Annotated in this window: 15 protein-coding genes; 9 read left to right on the top strand and 6 right to left on the bottom strand. The window is 57.1% G+C overall.

Annotated elements, in window-relative coordinates; translation table 11 throughout:
- Positions 1-53 precede the first annotated feature (53 nt).
- Positions 54-1202, bottom strand: a complete 1149-nt coding sequence (gene yiaY / locus RX972_RS13495; RefSeq protein ID WP_316875979.1) for an L-threonine dehydrogenase — start codon at positions 1200-1202, stop codon at positions 54-56.
- A 209-nt stretch (positions 1203-1411) separates the two neighbouring features.
- Positions 1412-2629: an SAM-dependent methyltransferase gene (locus tag RX972_RS13490; protein ID WP_316875977.1), complete on the bottom strand. Its 1218-nt coding sequence runs from the start codon at positions 2627-2629 to the stop codon at positions 1412-1414.
- 365 nt (positions 2630-2994) lie between these two features.
- Here RX972_RS13490 and bglX point away from each other — a divergent pair, with 365 nt between their 5' ends.
- From bglX to RX972_RS13460, 6 genes are all read left to right on the top strand, one after another.
- Positions 2995-5304, top strand: coding sequence for a beta-glucosidase BglX (gene bglX / locus RX972_RS13485; RefSeq protein WP_099268590.1), 2310 nt, complete (start codon positions 2995-2997; stop codon positions 5302-5304).
- Between the two features lie 157 nt (positions 5305-5461).
- Positions 5462-7231, top strand: coding sequence for an ATP-binding protein (locus RX972_RS13480; protein ID WP_316875974.1), 1770 nt, complete (start codon positions 5462-5464; stop codon positions 7229-7231).
- The gene (locus tag RX972_RS13475) at positions 7225-8553 is read left to right on the top strand and encodes a sigma-54 dependent transcriptional regulator (protein WP_316875972.1); all 1329 of its coding nucleotides are present in this window, start codon (positions 7225-7227) and stop codon (positions 8551-8553) included. The genes RX972_RS13480 and RX972_RS13475 overlap by 7 nt, the downstream gene beginning before the upstream one ends.
- A 311-nt stretch (positions 8554-8864) precedes the next feature.
- On the top strand, positions 8865-10190 hold the full coding sequence (locus RX972_RS13470; RefSeq protein WP_027898066.1) for an MFS transporter: 1326 nt from the start codon (positions 8865-8867) through the stop codon (positions 10188-10190).
- 358 nt (positions 10191-10548) lie between these two features.
- The gene (locus tag RX972_RS13465; protein ID WP_027898067.1) at positions 10549-10968 is read left to right on the top strand and encodes a hypothetical protein; all 420 of its coding nucleotides are present in this window, start codon (positions 10549-10551) and stop codon (positions 10966-10968) included.
- 140 nt (positions 10969-11108) lie between these two features.
- Positions 11109-11732, top strand: coding sequence for a flavin reductase family protein (locus RX972_RS13460; protein ID WP_027898068.1), 624 nt, complete (start codon positions 11109-11111; stop codon positions 11730-11732).
- On the opposite strand, the gene RX972_RS13455 is transcribed toward RX972_RS13460, so the two are convergent.
- On the bottom strand, positions 11733-11972 hold the full coding sequence (locus tag RX972_RS13455) for a hypothetical protein (protein WP_027898069.1): 240 nt from the start codon (positions 11970-11972) through the stop codon (positions 11733-11735). It lies immediately after the preceding gene.
- A 52-nt stretch (positions 11973-12024) separates the two neighbouring features.
- Positions 12025-12354, bottom strand: a complete 330-nt coding sequence (locus RX972_RS13450; protein ID WP_316875966.1) for an antibiotic biosynthesis monooxygenase family protein — start codon at positions 12352-12354, stop codon at positions 12025-12027.
- Between the two features lie 317 nt (positions 12355-12671).
- Between RX972_RS13450 and RX972_RS13445 the strand changes: the two genes are divergently transcribed.
- The 3 genes from RX972_RS13445 (at position 12672) to RX972_RS13435 (ending at position 15774) form a co-directional block, all read left to right on the top strand.
- On the top strand, positions 12672-13601 hold the full coding sequence (locus RX972_RS13445) for an AraC family transcriptional regulator (protein ID WP_027898071.1): 930 nt from the start codon (positions 12672-12674) through the stop codon (positions 13599-13601).
- A gap of 358 nt (positions 13602-13959) precedes the next feature.
- Positions 13960-14130 (top strand): hypothetical protein, encoded by a 171-nt coding sequence (locus RX972_RS13440; RefSeq protein ID WP_200866036.1) that lies wholly within the window; start codon positions 13960-13962, stop codon positions 14128-14130.
- A 126-nt stretch (positions 14131-14256) separates the two neighbouring features.
- Entirely contained in the window at positions 14257-15774 is a 1518-nt protein-coding gene (locus RX972_RS13435; RefSeq protein WP_316875963.1) for an MDR family MFS transporter, read from the top strand.
- A 311-nt stretch (positions 15775-16085) separates the two neighbouring features.
- Here the strand turns inward: RX972_RS13435 and RX972_RS13430 are convergent, their stop codons facing one another.
- Together RX972_RS13430 and RX972_RS13425 are read right to left on the bottom strand one after the other, a co-directional pair.
- Entirely contained in the window at positions 16086-16940 is an 855-nt protein-coding gene (locus tag RX972_RS13430) for a cache domain-containing protein (RefSeq protein WP_316875961.1), read from the bottom strand.
- A gap of 96 nt (positions 16941-17036) precedes the next feature.
- Positions 17037-18170 (bottom strand): type VI immunity family protein, encoded by a 1134-nt coding sequence (locus tag RX972_RS13425; RefSeq protein ID WP_316875959.1) that lies wholly within the window; start codon positions 18168-18170, stop codon positions 17037-17039.
- Positions 18171-18315 lie beyond the last annotated feature (145 nt).

Below are 18315 nucleotides of genomic sequence, written 5' to 3'. Positions count from 1 at the left end.
AATCCAGCAGTCGCATGTAAACCCGCAACGGCTCGCCTAGGCGCAGACGGCAATCACAGTGCGCGGCGGAAGATATCTTCTATTTGCGCCTGGTCAGCCGGACGCGGATTGGTCAGACCACAAGCGTCTTTCAACGCGTTGGCTGCCAGGACCGGGAAGTCCTCTTCCTTGACGCCCAAGGCAGTCAGCCCCGGCGGAATGTCGATGGAACCCGCCAACGTGCGAATCGCATCAATCGCCGCACGGGCGCCCTGCTCCGGCGCCAGGCCGCGAATGTCGGCCCCCATGGCATGCGCCACATCCGTCAGGCGCGCTGGGCAGACCGCGGCATTGAAACTCTGCACATGAGGCAGCAAGACTGCATTGCAAACGCCATGGGGCAAGTCATAGAAACCACCGAGCTGGTGGGCCATGGCATGCACAAAGCCCAGGGACGCATTGTTGAACGCCATGCCTGCAAGGAAATGCGCATACGCCATATTTTCTCGTGCTTCCATGTCTGAGCCATCGTCCACTGCACGGCGCAGATAACCGGCGATCAGTGACATAGCCTTCAGAGCGCAGGCATCGGTGATCGGCGTGGCGGCGGTCGACACATACGCTTCGATGGCATGAGTCAGCGCATCCATACCGGTAGCAGCGGTCAGCGACTTGGGCATCTTCGCCATCATTGCCGGGTCATTGACGGACAATAGCGGTGTGACGTTGCGATCAACGATGGCCATTTTTACGTGGCGCACCTCATCAGTGATGATGCAAAAACGGGTCATCTCACTGGCCGTGCCCGCAGTGGTATTGATGGCGATAAGCGGCAATTGCGGGTGCTTCGAACGGTCCACGCCTTCGTAGTCACTGATATGCCCACCGTTAGTGGCGCACAACGCGATGCCTTTGGCGCAATCGTGGGGCGAGCCGCCACCCAGTGAGATCACGAAATCGCATTGGCGCTCACGCAGTATGGCCAGACCGCTTTCGACGTTCCTTACGGTCGGGTTGGGTTTGGCGCCATCGAACACCACTGAGTCGATGCCCTGCTCGACAAGCAGCCCGGCGATCTGAGTCGCCAGGCCCGCCTTGGCCAGACCTGCGTCGGTGACAATCAGTGCTTTGAGAAAACCGTATTTACGGATCGCCTGCATGGCTTCGTCGAGACAGCCAAGGCCCATGATGTTCACGGCGGGAATGAAAAAGGTGCTGCTCATGATGGAACCTCGGCGTGATCGCCTGCGCGTGGGGAATGCTTACAGCATGCGCGCGCCGAGGAAGAGGGAATTAATCTGGCTCAATGAATTGAAAAGCAGGCACGACCTCTGTAGGAGCTGACGAGCAGCGCGAGGCTGCGATAGCGATCTGTCTGATACACCGCTATCGCAGCCTCGCGCTGCTCGTCAGCTCCTACAAATACTGAGTCTTAGCTGATAAACCCATCCGCCTGCAGCAACGTTTCCAGGCACTGCTCCTGGATACCGTAGAACTCTTTCAGTTCCTGGATTTTCGCCAGTATCTCGGTGGACTTGAGCGGCTCGGCGCGTTTGACGGCCAGGATCATCTTGTTCTTGTTGGTGTGCTCCAACGAGATGAATTCGAACACTTTGGTTTCGTAACCACAGGCTTCCAGCAGCAGCGCACGCAGGCTGTCGGTGACCATTTCAGCTTGTTGCCCCATGTGCAGGCCGTATTGCAGCATCGGCCTCAGCAATGTCGGGCTCTGGATCTGCAGGCGAATCTGCTTATGGCAGCACGGTGAGCACATGATGATCGACGCACCGGAACGGATGCCCATGTGAATCGCATAATCCGTGGCAATGTCGCAGGCATGCAGGGCGATCATCACGTCCAGTGCGCTGGGCGCGACACTGCGCACGTCTCCACATTCGAACTTCAGGCCCGGATGCTCAAGACGTGCCGCAGCGTTGTTGCACAGCGTCACCATGTCCTCGCGCAGCTCGACACCTGTCACCTGCCCTTCGGTTTGCAAAGTGTTGCGCAGGTAATCGTGAATCGCGAACGTCAGATACCCCTTGCCTGAACCGAAATCCGCCACTTTTATTGGCTGATCCAGCTTGAGCGGTGAGGACGTCAGGGCGTGGGAAAACACTTCAATGAACTTGTTGATCTGTTTCCACTTGCGAGACATGGACGGGATCAGTTCATGCTGCTTGTTGGTCACGCCCAAATCAGTCAAAAACGGGCGGGTCAATTCCAGATAACGTTTCTTCTCACGGTCATGGCCCGCAGACGGCGCTTCGCGCTCCTGCTGGGCCTTGCTCTTGAACAGCGTGCTCTTGCCTTTTTTGCCGAACTCCAGCTGGACTTCATCGCTCAACGACAGCAAATGCGCGTTCTTGAAAGACTCGGGCAACAGTTGCGCGATGACCTGCACCGCTTCGACCAACGGGAAGTTCTTAGTGATGTCCCGGGTTTTGTAGCGATAAACGAAAGACAGGCAAGGCAGATCCTTGACCGTCAACGCTTTGATGATCACCCGCTGCAACTCGGCTTCGTCGCCTACGTATTTGGCCAGCACCAGCTTGATGAACGAGTTCTGGGAAAGACTGTTTTCCAGCAGACTCAAAAACTGCGCACGATGATCCTGCGCGGGCTGGGTGGAAGTAGCGGTGACTGACATCTAAAAACGCCTCGGGACGAACTGATAGCAAAGGCGGCTATTTTAGGTGGTTAAGGCGTCGGAGGTTGGATTAATTGATGAAACGCAGCTTTGCAAGAGTGAGCCCGGATTGTCGAGCCCCGCACTGTTTGTTACTTTTTGATTCCGAATCGATGACATGGCTTTAGCCAAAACGGAAGTTCCCCTGCATAATCCGTGGCCTGCGTCGGGCTATCGAAACATGCGCTCACAGATACATAAGTGCGCTGATAATTACTGTGACAATCTGCAGTCCTGGCCGATAAGAACTACCAAAGGTCTAAACCCATAAAATATGGCTGCCTGTTATTTAATGCGAGTTGCGGGCAAGCCTTGAGAAATCATTCATGAATAAGCTGTGTTTACTCGGTCTTCTGGTCGGTCTGGCCAGTCAGCCAGCGTTGGCTGCGAACAATGTCAACGCCCCGGCTGCCAATAGCCAGGCCACGCTGCAAGCAAAAAACGCCTTCATCGCGAACTTGATGAAGCAAATGACCCTCGACGAAAAGATCGGTCAGTTGCGCTTGATCAGCATCGCCCAGGACATGCCGCAGCCGATGATTCTCAAGGAAATTGCTGCGGGCCGCATTGGCGGAACGTTCAACTCCATTACCCGCTCGGAAAACCGCCCGCTTCAGGAAGCTGCTGTCGCCAAAAGCCGTCTGAAGATTCCAATGTTCTTTGCTTATGACGTCATCCACGGCCATCGGACTATTTTCCCGATCAGCCTGGGCATGGCCGCCAGTTGGGACATGGCCGCCATAGCCGAGACCGGCCGCATTTCGGCTATCGAAGCCAGCGCCGACGGTCTGGACATGACGTTCGCCCCGATGGTGGATATCTCCCGCGACCCACGCTGGGGTCGTAGCTCCGAAGGTTTCGGCGAAGATACGTATCTGGTTTCGCGCATCTCGAAAGAAATGGTCAAGTCGTTCCAGGGCGCAAATGTCGCGTCTGCCGACAGCATCATGGCCGCCGTCAAACACTTCGCCCTGTATGGCGCAGTGGAAGGCGGCCGGGACTACAACACCGTGGACATGAGTCCGACCCGGATGTATCAGGATTACCTGCCGCCGTATCGCGCCGGTATTGATGCCGGGGCTGGCGGTGTGATGATCGCGCTCAACTCGATCAATGGTGTACCGGCCACCTCCAACAAGTGGCTGCTGCAAGACCTGTTGCGCAAGGATTGGGGCTTCAAGGGCGTGACTATCAGCGACCACGGGGCGATCAAGGAACTGATCGATCATGGCGTCGCCAAGGACTACCGCGAAGCCGCGAAGCTGGCTATCAAGGCCGGCGTTGATCTAAGCATGAACGACAAGGCTTACGGCGAAGAGCTGCCAGGTCTGGTCAAGAGCGGCGAAGTGTCCGTGAAGGAAATCGACAGCGCGGTCCGCGAAGTGCTGGGTGCCAAATACGACATGGGCCTGTTCGCCAACCCGTACCTGCGTATCGGCGATGCCGCTCAAGACCCGGCTGACACCTACTCTGAAGATCGTCTGCACCGCACAGAAGCGCGTGACGTTGCCCGCAAGACGCTGGTATTGCTGAAAAACCAGAACGAAACGTTGCCGCTGAAGAAGCAAGGCACCATCGCCGTGATCGGCAGCCTGGCCAAAAGTCAGCTGGACATGCTCGGCAGCTGGTCTGCCGCGGGTCGCCCGAATCAGTCGGTCACCGTGTATGACGGTCTGGCCAATGCTGTCGGCGACAAGGCAAAACTGCTTTACGCCCGTGGTTCCAACATCAGCGATAACGAACACATCCTCAACTACCTGAACTTCATCGAGCACGAAGTTGAAGTAGATCCACGTCCGGCTCAGGAAATGCTCGACGAAGCGGTGAAAACGGCTGAACAGGCCGACGTCATCGTCGCAGTCGTGGGCGAATCTCGCGGCATGTCACACGAATCCGCCAGTCGCAGCAGCCTGAATATCCCTGCCACACAGCAGGCATTGATCAAGGCACTGAAAGCCACCGGAAAACCGCTGGTATTGGTGTTGATGAATGGCCGTCCGCTGGTACTGGTCGACGAAGTCGAGCAAGCCGACGCGATCCTGGAAACCTGGTTCCCGGGCACCGAAGGCGGCAACGCCGTGGCTGACGTGCTGTTTGGCGACTACAACCCGTCCGGCAAGCTGGCGATGTCTTTCCCGCGCTCGATAGGTCAACTGCCGGTCTACTACGCGCACCTGAACACCGGTCGTCCGTACTCGACAGAAAAACCTGGCAACTACACGTCGCATTACTTCGAAGAAACCAACGGCCCGCTGTTCCCGTTTGGTTTTGGCCTGAGCTACACACAGTTCGATGTGTCCGACATCACCCTGTCTGCCAAAGACCTGCCACGCAAAGGCAAGCTGACCGCCAGCGTGACCGTGAAGAATACAGGCAAGGTCGCGGGCGAAACCGTGGTTCAGCTGTACCTGCGTGATGTTGCAGCGTCTATCAGCCGCCCGGTCAAAGAGCTCAAAGGCTTCGAGAAAATCATGCTGAACGCGGGCGAAGAGAAAGTCGTGACCTTCACCCTCACAGAAGAAGACCTGAAGTTCTTTAACCCGCAGTTGAAATACGCTGCCGAAGCGGGTGAGTTCAAGCTCATGATTGGCCTGGATTCTGCGACGGTTAAAGAGACGAGCTTTAATTTGTTGTAATGACCAGAGCCTTCCCCTTGTGGGAGCGAGGCTCGCCCGCGATAAAGACGCCGCAGATATCAGGTATATCGCGTCCAGCCTCATCGCGGGCAAGCCTCGCTCCCACAGGAGTTAGCATTCCAAACCAGCTAATGCGCAAATCCTGGCTGCCCCGCTCATGCCCTCCACTTCCCGATCCCTGCGCATAACCCTGTATGTCCTGCTGATCCTGGCGGGCGCTGCTGTGTCGGCGGGTTTGGCCATGCGTCAGGCGCAGCGTCACGGCGTAGAGCAAGACGCTGCGCGGGCACAGGATCAGCTTTCACTTTACGCCAACACCCTGCATACCCTGATTGAGCGCTACCGGGCATTGCCTGCGGTTCTCGCTCTCGACCCGGAACTGCGCGCCGCCTTGAATGGCCCGATCACTGCCGTTTCCCAGGATGCCCTGAACCGCAAACTGGAGAAGATCAACGGCGCGGCACAATCTTCGACCCTGGAATTGATGGACCGCAATGGCCTGGCCATCGGCGCCAGCAACTGGCGGCTGCCCACCAGTTACGTCGGCCACAACTACGCCTTTCGCCCGTATTTCCAGCAAACCAAAGCCACAGGCGTTGGACGCTTTTACGCGGTGGGGGTGACCAGCGGCATTCCCGGTTATTTCCTGTCCCACGCGGTGACAGGCGATGCGGGGGAGTTCATGGGTGCGATGGTGGTGAAGCTGGAGTTTCCCGACCTTGAGCACGAATGGGCCAAGGGCGACGACCTGTTGCTGGTCAGCGACGCCAAGGGCATCGTCTTTATCGCCAGCCAGCCGCACTGGCGTTATCGCGAACTGCTGCCCATCGCCGCGCAAGATCGCGCCGAGCTGTCCGCGACTCGCCAATACGACAAACAACCGCTGTCGCCACTGCAACGTACTGAGCTGCGCGAATTCAACAAGCAAAGCCACCTGACTCGCGTGCAGGGTCCGGAGGGCGAGGCTGATTACCTGTGGCAGTCCATGCCATTAACCGCCGAAGACTGGACCCTGCACCTGTTGCGCAAACCGCAACTGGCCACCGAGGACGCACGAAACGCAGCGCTGGCCGCCGCGGGCACCTGGCTGACGCTGGTGTTTCTCGGGTTGTTTCTCTATCAACGCTGGCGTCTGGCGCGCCTGCGTGAAAACAGCCGTGACGAACTGGAACGTCAGGTACAGGAGCGCACCCGGGATCTGCGCACTGCGCAGGAAGGTCTGGTGCAATCGACCAAGCTTGCCGCGCTGGGGCAAATGTCTGCGGCATTGGCCCACGAAATCAATCAGCCCCTCACTGCACAAAGCATGCAATTGGCTACCCTGCGCCTGCTGCTGGATCACGGGCGAATTGACGATGCTTACAAAGCGCTGGAGCCTCTTGATCAACAGTTGATACGGATGAAGGCACTGACCGGCCACTTGAAAACCTTCGCCCGCAAAAGCCCGGGAGGTTTGCGAGAACGACTGGATCTGGCGGCGGTGGTTGATCAGGCTTTGTTGCTGCTGGACTCGCGACTGCGCGACGAGCATGTTGATCGCGTCCTGAACCTGACCAGACCGGCCTGGGTGCGCGGCGATGCCATTCGGCTTGAGCAGGTGCTGATCAACCTACTGCGCAACGCGTTGGACGCCATCCGTGACAAGCCCGTCAAACGCCTCGAAATCCGTATTCATTCAGAGCAGACGCGCTGGCTTATCAGCGTGACGGACAGCGGCGGCGGTATTGCCGAGGAGCATCTGGCAAACATTTTCGATCCATTTTTCACCACCAAGCCTGTTGGCGATGGTTTGGGATTGGGGCTTGCCGTGTCCTATGCCATCGTCCACGAATTGGGTGGACGGTTGAGCGCCGAAAATCAGAACGATGGCGCGCGGTTCTGGTTCAGCCTGCCCAATGACTATCTGGAGCCTGATCCCGCATGTTGAACTCAGTGATTGTGGTCGACGACGAAGCCCCGATTCGCGAAGCCGTGGAGCAATGGCTGAGCCTGTCCAGTTTCAATGTTCAGGTCTATAGCCGCGCCGAAGACTGCCTGGCGAATTTGCCCGAGCATTTCCCCGGCGTGATTCTCAGCGATGTGCGTATGCCGGGCATCAACGGTATGGAGCTGTTGAGCCGTTTGCAGGCAATCGATGCCGACCTGCCGGTGATTCTGCTGACCGGCCACGGCGATGTGCCTATGGCGGTGGATGCCATGCGCGAAGGTGCCTATGACTTTCTCGAAAAACCCTTCAGCCCCGAAGTACTGCTGCGCAATCTGCGCCGCGCGCTGGAAAAACGCGAGCTGATTCTGGAAAACCGCCGCCTGCACGAACAGGCTGACACCCGGACTCAACTGGAGACCACGCTGCTGGGCGTTTCCCCCGGCCTGCAAACCTTGCGGCGTCAGGTGCTGGACTTGTCGCAACTGCCGGTCAACGTGGTCATTCGCGGTGAAACCGGCAGCGGCAAGGAAATGGTCGCGCGCTGCCTGCATGACTTTGGCCCTCGGGCCCACAAGCCGTTTGTAGCACTCAACTGTGCAGCGATTCCGGAGCAGTTATTTGAAGCCGAACTGTTCGGCCACGAGAGCGGCGCGTTTACCGGAGCCCAGGGCAAACGCATCGGCAAGCTTGAGTACGCGGATGGCGGCACGCTGTTTCTGGACGAAATCGAGAGCATGCCGCTGGCTCAACAGGTCAAATTGCTCCGAGTGCTGCAGGACAAGAAACTTGAGCGGTTGGGTTCGAACAAGGCGATTGACGTAGATCTGCGCATCGTCGCGGCCACTAAACCCGACTTGCTGGAAGAAGCCCGTGCCGGACGCTTTCGCGAAGACCTGGCTTATCGGCTGACGGTGGCCGAGTTGCGCCTGCCGCCACTGCGCGAGCGTCGTGAAGACATTCCCCTGTTGTTCGCGCATTTCGCCAGTGCGGCTGCGCAACGTCTGGGCCGCACTGCCCCTGAGCTCAGTGGCGCACAGTTGGGCCAGTTGCTGAGTCATGACTGGCCCGGCAACGTTCGCGAGCTGGCCAACGCAGCCGAACGGCAGATTCTCGGCCTGACGTCGTCGCCAACAGTGCAGACCGATCCGGGACAATCCCTCGCGGCTCAACAGGAAGCCTTTGAAGCGCAATGCCTGCGTGCCGCGCTGGCCCGTCACAAAGGGGATATAAAAGCCGTGCTCGAAGAACTGCAACTGCCACGCCGGACCTTGAATGAGAAGATGCAGCGGCATGGACTGTTGCGGGAGATGTTTGTCGAGTAGATCCACCGCCAGGGCATTCCTGATCGATCTGAAAACACCGTCCCTGTAGGAGCTGCCGAAGGCTGCGAAGTATTTTTCCTGACACACCGTCATCGCAGCCTTCGGCAGCTCCTACAGAGATTTGCGCTAGCGATGAAATCATCGGCAATTTTCCGCCTACCCCAACACCATCAATAAGCGGATTTCCGCTCATCGCTCATATCTCACCCTCTCTAAACCGGCCTTTCCTCATATGGCACAGCTCCTGCTATAGCCATATCAAGGCCCGCATTGACGTGCCATTCCAAAAACAATGAATAACAAGGAATATGATGGACATTCCCAACTCTGCTTCCAAAGGGTCGGCCAACGCTCCAGCGGCCGAAAAAACCACCTCAACCCGTCTCAAATCCATTTTCAGCGGCTCGGTCGGCAACATGGTCGAGTGGTATGACTGGTACGTCTACGCTGCTTTCTCCCTGTACTTCGCCAAGTCCTTTTTCCCCAAGGGCGACACCACCGCACAACTGCTCAACACCGCTGCCATCTTCGCCGTAGGCTTCCTGATGCGCCCGATTGGCGGCTGGCTGATGGGTCTGTACGCCGACCGTAAGGGCCGTAAGGCAGCGCTGATGGCTTCGGTGTTGCTGATGTGTTTTGGCTCCCTGATCATCGCATTGACTCCGGGCTATGAAGTCATCGGCGTCGGCGCTCCGATCCTTCTGGTATTTGCCCGCTTGCTGCAGGGTCTTTCTGTGGGTGGCGAGTACGGCACTTCGGCGACCTACCTCAGTGAAATGGCAACCAAGGAACGCCGTGGCTTCTTCTCCAGCTTTCAGTATGTGACGTTGATTTCCGGCCAGCTCATCGCGCTTGCCGTGCTGATCGTGCTGCAACAGACGCTGACCACCGAGCAACTGTACTCGTGGGGCTGGCGCGTGCCATTCGTGATCGGTGCACTCTGTGCGGTGGTCGCGCTGTTCCTGCGTCGTGGCATGGAAGAGACTGAATCGTTCACCCGCGCCAAGAAGGAAAAGCCAAAAGAAAGCCTGATGCGCACCTTGATGCGCCACCCCAAGGAGCTGATGACCGTGGTCGGCCTGACCATGGGCGGCACACTGGCTTTCTATACCTACACCACGTACATGCAGAAGTATCTGGTGAACACGGTCGGCATGAGCATCAGCGACTCCACCACCATCTCGGCTGCCACGCTGTTTCTGTTCATGGTGATTCAGCCACTGGTTGGCGCGCTATCAGACAAGATCGGTCGTCGGCCAATCCTGATTGCCTTCGGTGTGATGGGTACATTGTGTACCGTGCCGATCCTGACCACCTTGCACACGATCCAGTCCTGGTGGGGTGCGTTCTTCCTGATCATGGCGGCGCTGATCATCGTCAGTGGCTACACCTCGATCAACGCAGTGGTAAAAGCCGAGCTGTTCCCGACCGAGATTCGCGCCTTGGGTGTAGGTTTGCCCTACGCACTGACCGTCTCGATCTTTGGCGGCACCGCTGAATACATCGCGCTGTGGTTCAAGAGTATTGGTATGGAGACCGGTTACTACTGGTACGTCACCGCCTGTATCGCCTGTTCGCTGCTGGTTTATGTGTTCATGAAGGACACCCGCAAGCACTCGCGGATTGAAACTGACTGAGATTCATATCAGCGGTAATGATGAAGGGCAGTCACACTCAGTGTGTCTGCCCTTTTTAATGAGAGCGACTCGCAACTAACACTGACGATATCAGTGCAATTCCTGGTTAAAAACCCCGCAAAAATAGCAATAATAATGACGATATTATTTTGTCAAGTGGGTTTATTACAAAGTTTTTCAGAGAATTGCACCATCCTGAGGCAAGCAGACCTGCAAAGCCCGAAAATCGCGCTCTCCCGCCTACTATCATTTATAGCGATGGTCGTTAGCACTGCTATTCACTTCTGAATAAATTTCAGGCGCGTAGCATTCACTCCATACCGAACTGACAACCCATTCGATTACTGGAGTAACAATCATGAAAACCAACAAACTGATTTTTGGTCTTGCCTTCTCTGTTCTGGCTTCGAGCGCTTTCGCTTCACCACAAATGCCTAGCCTGCCAGGCAACGATCACACTAATGCAATCGAGCAGTCTTCGACGCTGACAGTTGCTGAAGGCGGTTCCGTACACACTAACGTTGGCAGCATCCGTCAGGCCGCCGTCAACACTGACCAGATTGGCGCAGATCGTTTGGCTGAAGACGGTGCTGATCGCGTAGGTCCTAATCGTCAAGCCGCTGATGGCGCTGACCATGTAGGTGCTAATCGTCTGGCTGAAGACGGTGCTGACCGTGTTGGCGCAAATCGTCTGACCTCCGACGGCGCTGACCATGTGGGTGCTAATCGTCTGGCCGCTGATGGCGCAGACCGCGTAGGTGCAAACCGTCGGGTGTAACAGCTCGACGTGTTCCCTTTAGCCCGGCCCAGTGCCGGGCTTAATCGTTTTTGAACCACGCGAAACTGTCAGGCGCTATAAATTGTCAGGCACTATAGACGCATCTTTTCATGCGCCGCGCAGGCCAACAGGATTAGCCCATGTCAGACGATATCTACTCTTACGAACCTTCTCTCGGCCACGGCCTGCCTCACGACCCGTTCAACGCCATCGTGGGCCCCCGCCCTATCGGCTGGATTTCTTCGCAGGATGCTGACGGCAAGCTGAACCTCGCGCCGTACAGCTTTTTCAACGCCTTCAACTACATCCCCCCGATCATTGGCTTTTGCAGCGTTGGCCGCAAAGACAGCCTTAATAACATCGAGCAGACCGGCGAGTTTGTCTGGAATCTGGCCACGCGTTCGCTGGCCGAAGCCATGAATCAGAGCTGCGCGCCGGTTGCTGCGGATGTCAGCGAATTCGAACTGGCGAACCTGACGCCACTGGCCTCGCAAATCGTGGCGGTGCCGCGCGTGAAGGAGACGCCAGTTTCGTTCGAATGCAAGGTGACCCAGATCATCCAGTTACAGCGTGCCGACAAGGAAGTCGTGCCCAGCTGGTTGATTCTTGGCGAGGTAGTAGCGGTGCATATCGCTAAATCGCTGCTGAAGGACGGGATTTACGACACCGCAGCGGGCGAACCGATTCTGCGTGGCGGCGGCCCGGCGGATTACTTCCAGCTAGGCCCTGAAGCGCTGTTCAAGATGCACCGTCCCAAAGCCTGATCAGTGAGCCTGAAATGAAAGGCCGCCCTCATTATCGATGTCGATCAGGCGGTTCAGCTCGGCACTGGCTGCGACGTCGGCTTCATGGGCGGTCTTGAATTTCTGCTCTGGCAGCACCCGGTTGAATACCGGTGCACCGCCTGCCCCCAGGCCTTTTACTGCAATGGCGGCGCTGTAGCCACCCTCGCCCGGAACAACCGCGGAAACAGCTTCGAAGCCATTGAGCTCTTTACGTGCCATGGGTGCAGATCCTGCCTGTGACTTAAAGCAGGGGATTCTAAACCGACGGCGCTCAAACCGCTTGCATCAGCTGTTCGGCTTCAGCCTGCGTAGCGAAAGTATGGAAATCCAGGCTGCTGACCATATAGGTCTGCATAACGTCGGAGAACACTTGCAACTCGGGGGTGGTCAGCCAGCGGTTCATTGCATCTTCACTGGTCCAGTAACCGGAAATCAGCCACAGATCAGGGTCCTTCAGCGAGTTCTTTAACGCGAAGCTCAAGCAACCGTCGGCCATGCGTGAAGGCTCGATCAGGCAGCGCAGGCGCTCGCCCAGTTGTTCGCTCTGACCAGTCCTGGCGAGGGCGAAAACCAGATGGCTCACGGGTGATGACTGAGGCATGGTCATGGCTCCTTTGTCTGCAGGATGATTATCAGGGGTGCGGCGACAGGAACCGAGATTAGAGGCTTAGCGCAATGGTCGTTAGTCAGTTACTGTTGGCTTCTTGCCTGATCCTGCAGCGCTGTGAAAAACCCCTCAGAAGCAAGATGATCAGCAAAGAGAATTCCCACGCAGCACCAGGCAATCCTGGATCCGCTTTAGCAGCCCGGAATACGCACCCTGGCAGGATCAGGCAATCATCTCGCAGGAATCGGGTAGTGCTTTGGCTTGCACAAAAATAAGCTGGGCACATCAATAAAGGATTAAAGGACTCGCCCATGCAGCCACTCCAGCCACTCAAAGAACCGCTCAGCGAGGACCTGGAGAAGCAGCGAATCGAGCTGGCTGATCTGGTTCGCCGGTTCGCCCCTACCGAAGGCTCGTTCCAGACGGCTATTTCGCCGCTGCACATGGTGCGCTATGAAAGCCCGGCGCAATCGCTGCCCAGCCTGGTCCAGCCCGCACTGTGCCTGTTCGCCCACGGCAGCAAGGAAGTGCGCCTCGGCGATGAGACCTACACGTACGATCCCCTGAATTATTTGGTGCTGTCCGTGGCGTTGCCACTGAGCGGCAGAATCCTTCACGCGACGCCAGAAAATCCGAATCTGGCCTTGCGACTGGACATCGACCCCGCGGATATCAATGCGCTGATCGCAGAAGCCGGGCCGATGAGTGTTCCGACCCGACCTAGCGGACGCGGCCTTTATATAGAAAGAATCGACACCCAACTGTTGGATGCAGTGCTACGTCTGTCACGTTTGCTCGACAGCCCGAAAGACATCGCGATGCTTGCGCCGCTGATCAAACGCGAAATCCTTTATCGCCTTTTGCGCAGCCCCCAGGGTCACCGCCTTTACGAAATCGCCATCACCAGCTGCCAGACTCATCGCGTGACCCAGGCGATTCGGTGGCTCAACCAGAATTTCACCGAGCCCTTGCGCATTGAAGAACTGGCCAGGGAGGTGAACCTCAGCGTTTCAACCCTGCACCATCGCTTCAAGGCCGTAACGGCAATGAGTCCGTTGCAGTACCAGAAGCAGTTGCGGCTTCAGGAGGCACGACGCTTGATGCTGGCCGATGGGCTCGACGCGTCGGCGGCGGGTTACAAGGTAGGCTACGAAAGCCCTTCGCAATTCAGCCGTGAATACAGCCGCCTGTTCGGCGCCCCGCCGCTTCGGGATCTGGCGCGGTTGCGGGCGACTGTTTAGTGCTGCTCGCTACACACTCGTGCGCGCCCATCAAACATCACTTCAATAATGGATTTGAAACGCAGACCCTGTAGGAGCCAACTTGTTGGCGAAACGGCATTTCTCACGATGCAGGCCCGACGTCTCGGCAACAAGTTGGCTCCTACAGGGTCATCCATTTGCTTAGCGACAGCGAGGGGTAAGAGACACCGGGACCGACTCCTACAGGGGAAAGTGGTTGATGGTTAAAGATGCTATAACTTTTAAGGCAATACGCCATATCCAATAGATCAATTCTGTCCTACGACTCCAGCGCCCCTGCCCTACACTCGCTTTAATCCTTCCTGAACTGCCAAGTAGTTGGAACGAGGAAAGCGACATGAACATAAAAATAAAAAAATGCGTCACCGTCTTGAGTATCAGTGCCGTCATCGCGGTGTATGCAGCGGGTGTCTATCGCAACGAACTGGCTCGTCAGGCGCCACAAGTCGCGACTTGCAGCTTCGGTCATTGCGTCCCCAGCACTGCAACATTCAGCGCATTGCGATGAGGTAACGCTGAAGCGTTTAAGTCACCAAAAATGCATAAGGCAGCTATCGATTAGGGAGCTATCGGCTTAGACTGATTGCACTCCCCGTCGGCATTCGGCGGATATTACTGTCGATCAGGTTTTGCCTTGACCAGTCTTCCCCACACCACGCCTTCAATCCGTAGCGTTCTATACGCATTGATGATGGCCGTATTCCTCAGCGCTCTGGATCAGACGATTGTTGCCGTCTCGATTCCTGCCATTTCAACCCAGTTCAATGATTTCGACCTGTTGGCTTGGGTGATTTCCGCTTACATGGTGGCCCTTACCGTGGCCGTGCCGATCTACGGCAAGCTGGGCGACTTGTATGGCCGACGCAAATTGATGCTCTTCGGGCTGGGGCTTTTCACCTTGGCATCGTTGTTCTGCGGCATGGCGCAAAGCATGGAGCAACTGGTGCTTGCGCGGGTCATTCAGGGCATTGGTGCAGGCGGCATGGTTTCAGTCAGTCAGGCGATCATTGGTGACCTGGTACCGCCCCGGGAGCGAGGCCGCTATCAGGGCTATTTCAGTGGCATGTATGCGCTGGCCAGTGTGGCCGGACCGGTACTGGGTGGGGTCATGACCCAGTATCTGTCCTGGCGCTGGGTGTTCCTGATCAATCTGCCAATGGGCTTGATCGCCTGGTGGTTTGCCAAACGCACCTTGCTTGGCCTGCCTGTCCCGCAACGCAAACCCATCATCGATTACCTGGGCACGGTGCTGATGATCGTCGGCCTGACTGCGCTGTTGCTGGGTATCACTGAAATAGGCCAGGGCCACAGTTGGCGGGATCAACAGGTGCTGACACTGCTGGGTGTCGCATTGCTGGCGCTGATCTGTTTCGCCTGGTACGAGCGCCGTGCAGTCGAACCGTTGCTGCCGATGCATCTGTTCGCCAACCGCAGCGCAGTGCTCTGCTGGTGCACGATTTTCTTCACCAGCTTCCAGGCGATTTCGCTGATCGTGCTGGTGCCGCTGCGTTATCAGACGGTCACCGGCGGCGGTGCCGACAGCGCCGCGCTGCACCTTTTACCACTGGCGATTGGCATGCCCATGGGCGCTTTCTTTGCAGGCCGTCGGACTTCGTTGACCGGGCGCTACAAGCCCATGATCCTCACCGGCGCGATGTTGATGCCGATGGCGATTCTCGGCATGGCGTTTACCGACCCGCAATCGTTGCTGCTGACCAGTCTGTTCATGGTGCTGACGGGTATCGCCAGCGGTATGCAGTTCCCGACGTCACTGGTGGGGACGCAAAACTCGGTAGCGAAGCACGATATGGGCGTGGCAACCAGCACCACTAACCTGTTCCGCTCTCTGGGTGGCGCGGTAGGTGTAGCGCTGATGTCGGCACTGTTGCTGGCGATGCTGCAAGGCACCGAATTTGGTGGTACCGGGCTGGCTGGTGCTGGCGCAATCGGTGGTGAAGGCGCATCCGGCAATGTGCTGATGGACAGTCTCAACGCCGCCAGCGGCCCGACTCTGCAAATCCTGCGCGATCAACTGTCGATAACATTCCGCCACCTGATGACCGTCAGCGCTGCAATCTCACTGCTGGGCCTGGCTGCCGCACTGGCAATGCCGGATAACCTGTTGCGAGGGAGGGAACACAAGGAGAGCTGAGCCAAGAACATCAAATCACTTAACCTGAGATGTTTTTCTGTGGGAGTCGCCCCGGTGTCCCTGACACCGCGCTGTCGCGCAGCAAACGGGTGACCTGTAGGAGCCAACTTGTTGGCGAGACGTCGGACCCGCATCGTCAGAAATTCCGCTTCGCCAACAAGTTAGCTCCTACAAGGTCCGCGTTTCAAATCCATTATTGGAGTGATGTTTGATAGGAGCAAATTCATTCGCGAAAGGGTTAAAAATCCTGTTCTGACAGATCACCTTCGCAATTGAATTCGCTCCCACACAGAGTGTGTGAAAGCTACTGCTTATTGGCTGTAATACCCCACCGCCACCAGGTAATCCCCAACCCTGCGCGCATACGCATGCTTGTTTTCCACCTTGCCGGTTACCGGGTTTCGCCAGCGGTATTCGTATTCGGCGGCGTCCTGCTTTTCAAGCAGCGCGAGCATCGGTTCGCCAACGGGTTTGCCCTCAGGGTCTTTTACCTTGCGAAAGTCGGTATTGATCAGCCGCAGATTGGTGCCATGCGCCACATAACGCCTGCTGTGCAGATCGACGACAAACACGTACAGGTCATCCTGCAGAAATCCTCCTCGCAGGCTGTTGATTGCGGTGAGAGTGCCCTTCTGGTCACGACCGAGTTCGCTCACCGCCTTATCCAGCAACGCTCTGGCTTGTTCAGGCGATGCTCGAGGCACGTAATAACCCACCGCAAGGATGCGCTCGCCAATCCGCTGGAAGTAAACCCTCTTGCGCTCAACCTTGCCGTCAGCCCAGTTTTGCCAACGATACTCGGCTTGCTGGATACCTTTGCTCTCAGGGGTGTGCAACACATCCTTGAATGCTTTTTGCAGATCGGGCTCAAGCACCTGGGAGACATCACGGCCAATCAGAACCACTGAAGGCCCACCGCTGGCAAGCATGACGCCGTGGGTGTCGACGACGAACACATAGCGCTCGCCATCAACAAACTCGCCCTGCCGACTGAATTCGGCAAACGCCTTGTCACCGGCCTCCTGATAGCGTGTCACAGCCTTCTCCAGCAGCGCTCTGGCAGCTGGCCCCTGCTCAGGGCTTTCGACGCCAGCCCCTGCCTGACCAAGCCAGGCAGAACATAGAAACCCCAGGACAACACCGATACCGCGTGGCGAAAACTGCATGACTGGCCCCTTCTTTTTATAGGTCTGCGCAAAGCTTAGTCAAGCGCCTGCTAATGCAGAATCATTCATGAGAAAGGGGTCGTCAGCGCCATCTCGCTAGCCGCTGACATCAGTCCAGAACCACTGCGTCCGTTCGGCTTTAAGGTGCTCGAAAGCAGGCATGACGTCACCTTTGTTGAAAAAACGCCGGGAGCGCGCCATGGCGCTGCTGAACCAGTGCCCGGTCTGCGGGCAAGGCTGACCTGCGCGCACCGAGGCCATGGGTTTTTCGTCGAAGCGTGCATACCACTGCGCGGTAGATTGCTCGGTAAAACCGATGCCGCGACCCGGGCATGGATGAAGGCAACCTGTGTCCTGCACCCGGATTGGCTTGAGCACTTTATTGACCGCCATGTAGGCATTCGAAGGGCCCTCGCCCTTGCCACCCAACGCCGGTAGAACACCGGCGCGAATCATCAGGCCGCTTTCATAGGTTTGAAAAACGACATCACTGTGAGCACTGAGTACCCTGCGCAACCGGTCGCTACCTCCCAACTGACTAACAAAACGGTTTCCCAGAATGCTGTACCAACTGACGCCCTTGATACGATCCAGCAAGCGCAGGCTTTCCATGTGCGGCCCGGCGTCGACCATCAGGCCGATGTAGTCCTGCGCCAACCGGTATTCCAATGGCAGGTACCTGAGACCATCACCGGGCAGAACACACACCAGCCCGCCGTAACCATGCTCGGCCTCGATCTGATTGCACAGGTATTTGACCCAGCCCTCATAAACCCTGGCACCGTCCCGGTCCATCAATAAGGACCACGGCAGCAGCATTTTCAGGCAAGAATGATCGGTCGCCGCCTGACTCTCGGGCGGCGCCATCACCGACATGCAGTGAGTGGCAGCCTCCACCGGTCTGGCGCTGGAAATCGACCACAGCAGCGGCTCGTCCGGCGAGCTATCGAGCACCTGCCTCCGACAAATGGAGAAACTGCTGGGCGACAGTTTTCGAAGCCGCTGGTAGGACTGCCAATCAAGTACGGACCGAAACGTATCGTAAAAATGCGTGAAACATTCTTCGACCCGTTGCCGGGTCTTCGGCGTGTGGCCTTGCTTGAAATACAACGTGGTCATGAGCCCGAGTCGGGCGGCTGGTCTGCATTGTGCAGCGTCGCTCAGAAACTGGTCCGCCTGGTACTTGAGCCTTCCGAGAATCCCTTGTGCTTCAGATACGGTTTGCAACACGTTTTTATTCTCCCGGTCTTCCATAAACAAGAATGCGACGCAAGAGTGAAGGGAGTTTCAAGGAGGAACAATACGGGGAAATCAATTTGGGAAATCAGCTACACACTTCAAGAAGCGTCCTACTCAAATCCTACAAATTTAGCCT

The organism is Pseudomonas syringae group sp. J309-1 (assembly GCF_032582135.1).
Lineage (GTDB): Bacteria > Pseudomonadota > Gammaproteobacteria > Pseudomonadales > Pseudomonadaceae > Aquipseudomonas > Aquipseudomonas quasicaspiana.
This window is presented reverse-complemented; position numbering and strand designations above follow the sequence as displayed.

What these genes read in the sequence shown, in the direction of transcription:
- yiaY (WP_316875979.1), bottom strand. Translation starts at nt 1,202, where the DNA reads ATGAGCAGCACCTTTTTCATTCCCGCCGTGAACATCATGGGCCTTGGC.
- RX972_RS13490 (WP_316875977.1), bottom strand. Translation starts at nt 2,629, where the DNA reads ATGTCAGTCACCGCTACTTCCACCCAGCCCGCGCAGGATCATCGTGCG.
- bglX (WP_099268590.1), top strand. Translation starts at nt 2,995, where the DNA reads ATGAATAAGCTGTGTTTACTCGGTCTTCTGGTCGGTCTGGCCAGTCAG.
- RX972_RS13480 (WP_316875974.1), top strand. Translation starts at nt 5,462, where the DNA reads ATGCCCTCCACTTCCCGATCCCTGCGCATAACCCTGTATGTCCTGCTG.
- RX972_RS13475 (WP_316875972.1), top strand. Translation starts at nt 7,225, where the DNA reads ATGTTGAACTCAGTGATTGTGGTCGACGACGAAGCCCCGATTCGCGAA.
- RX972_RS13470 (WP_027898066.1), top strand. Translation starts at nt 8,865, where the DNA reads ATGGACATTCCCAACTCTGCTTCCAAAGGGTCGGCCAACGCTCCAGCG.
- RX972_RS13465 (WP_027898067.1), top strand. Translation starts at nt 10,549, where the DNA reads ATGAAAACCAACAAACTGATTTTTGGTCTTGCCTTCTCTGTTCTGGCT.
- RX972_RS13460 (WP_027898068.1), top strand. Translation starts at nt 11,109, where the DNA reads ATGTCAGACGATATCTACTCTTACGAACCTTCTCTCGGCCACGGCCTG.
- RX972_RS13455 (WP_027898069.1), bottom strand. Translation starts at nt 11,972, where the DNA reads ATGGCACGTAAAGAGCTCAATGGCTTCGAAGCTGTTTCCGCGGTTGTT.
- RX972_RS13450 (WP_316875966.1), bottom strand. Translation starts at nt 12,354, where the DNA reads ATGCCTCAGTCATCACCCGTGAGCCATCTGGTTTTCGCCCTCGCCAGG.
- RX972_RS13445 (WP_027898071.1), top strand. Translation starts at nt 12,672, where the DNA reads ATGCAGCCACTCCAGCCACTCAAAGAACCGCTCAGCGAGGACCTGGAG.
- RX972_RS13440 (WP_200866036.1), top strand. Translation starts at nt 13,960, where the DNA reads ATGAACATAAAAATAAAAAAATGCGTCACCGTCTTGAGTATCAGTGCC.
- RX972_RS13430 (WP_316875961.1), bottom strand. Translation starts at nt 16,940, where the DNA reads ATGCAGTTTTCGCCACGCGGTATCGGTGTTGTCCTGGGGTTTCTATGT.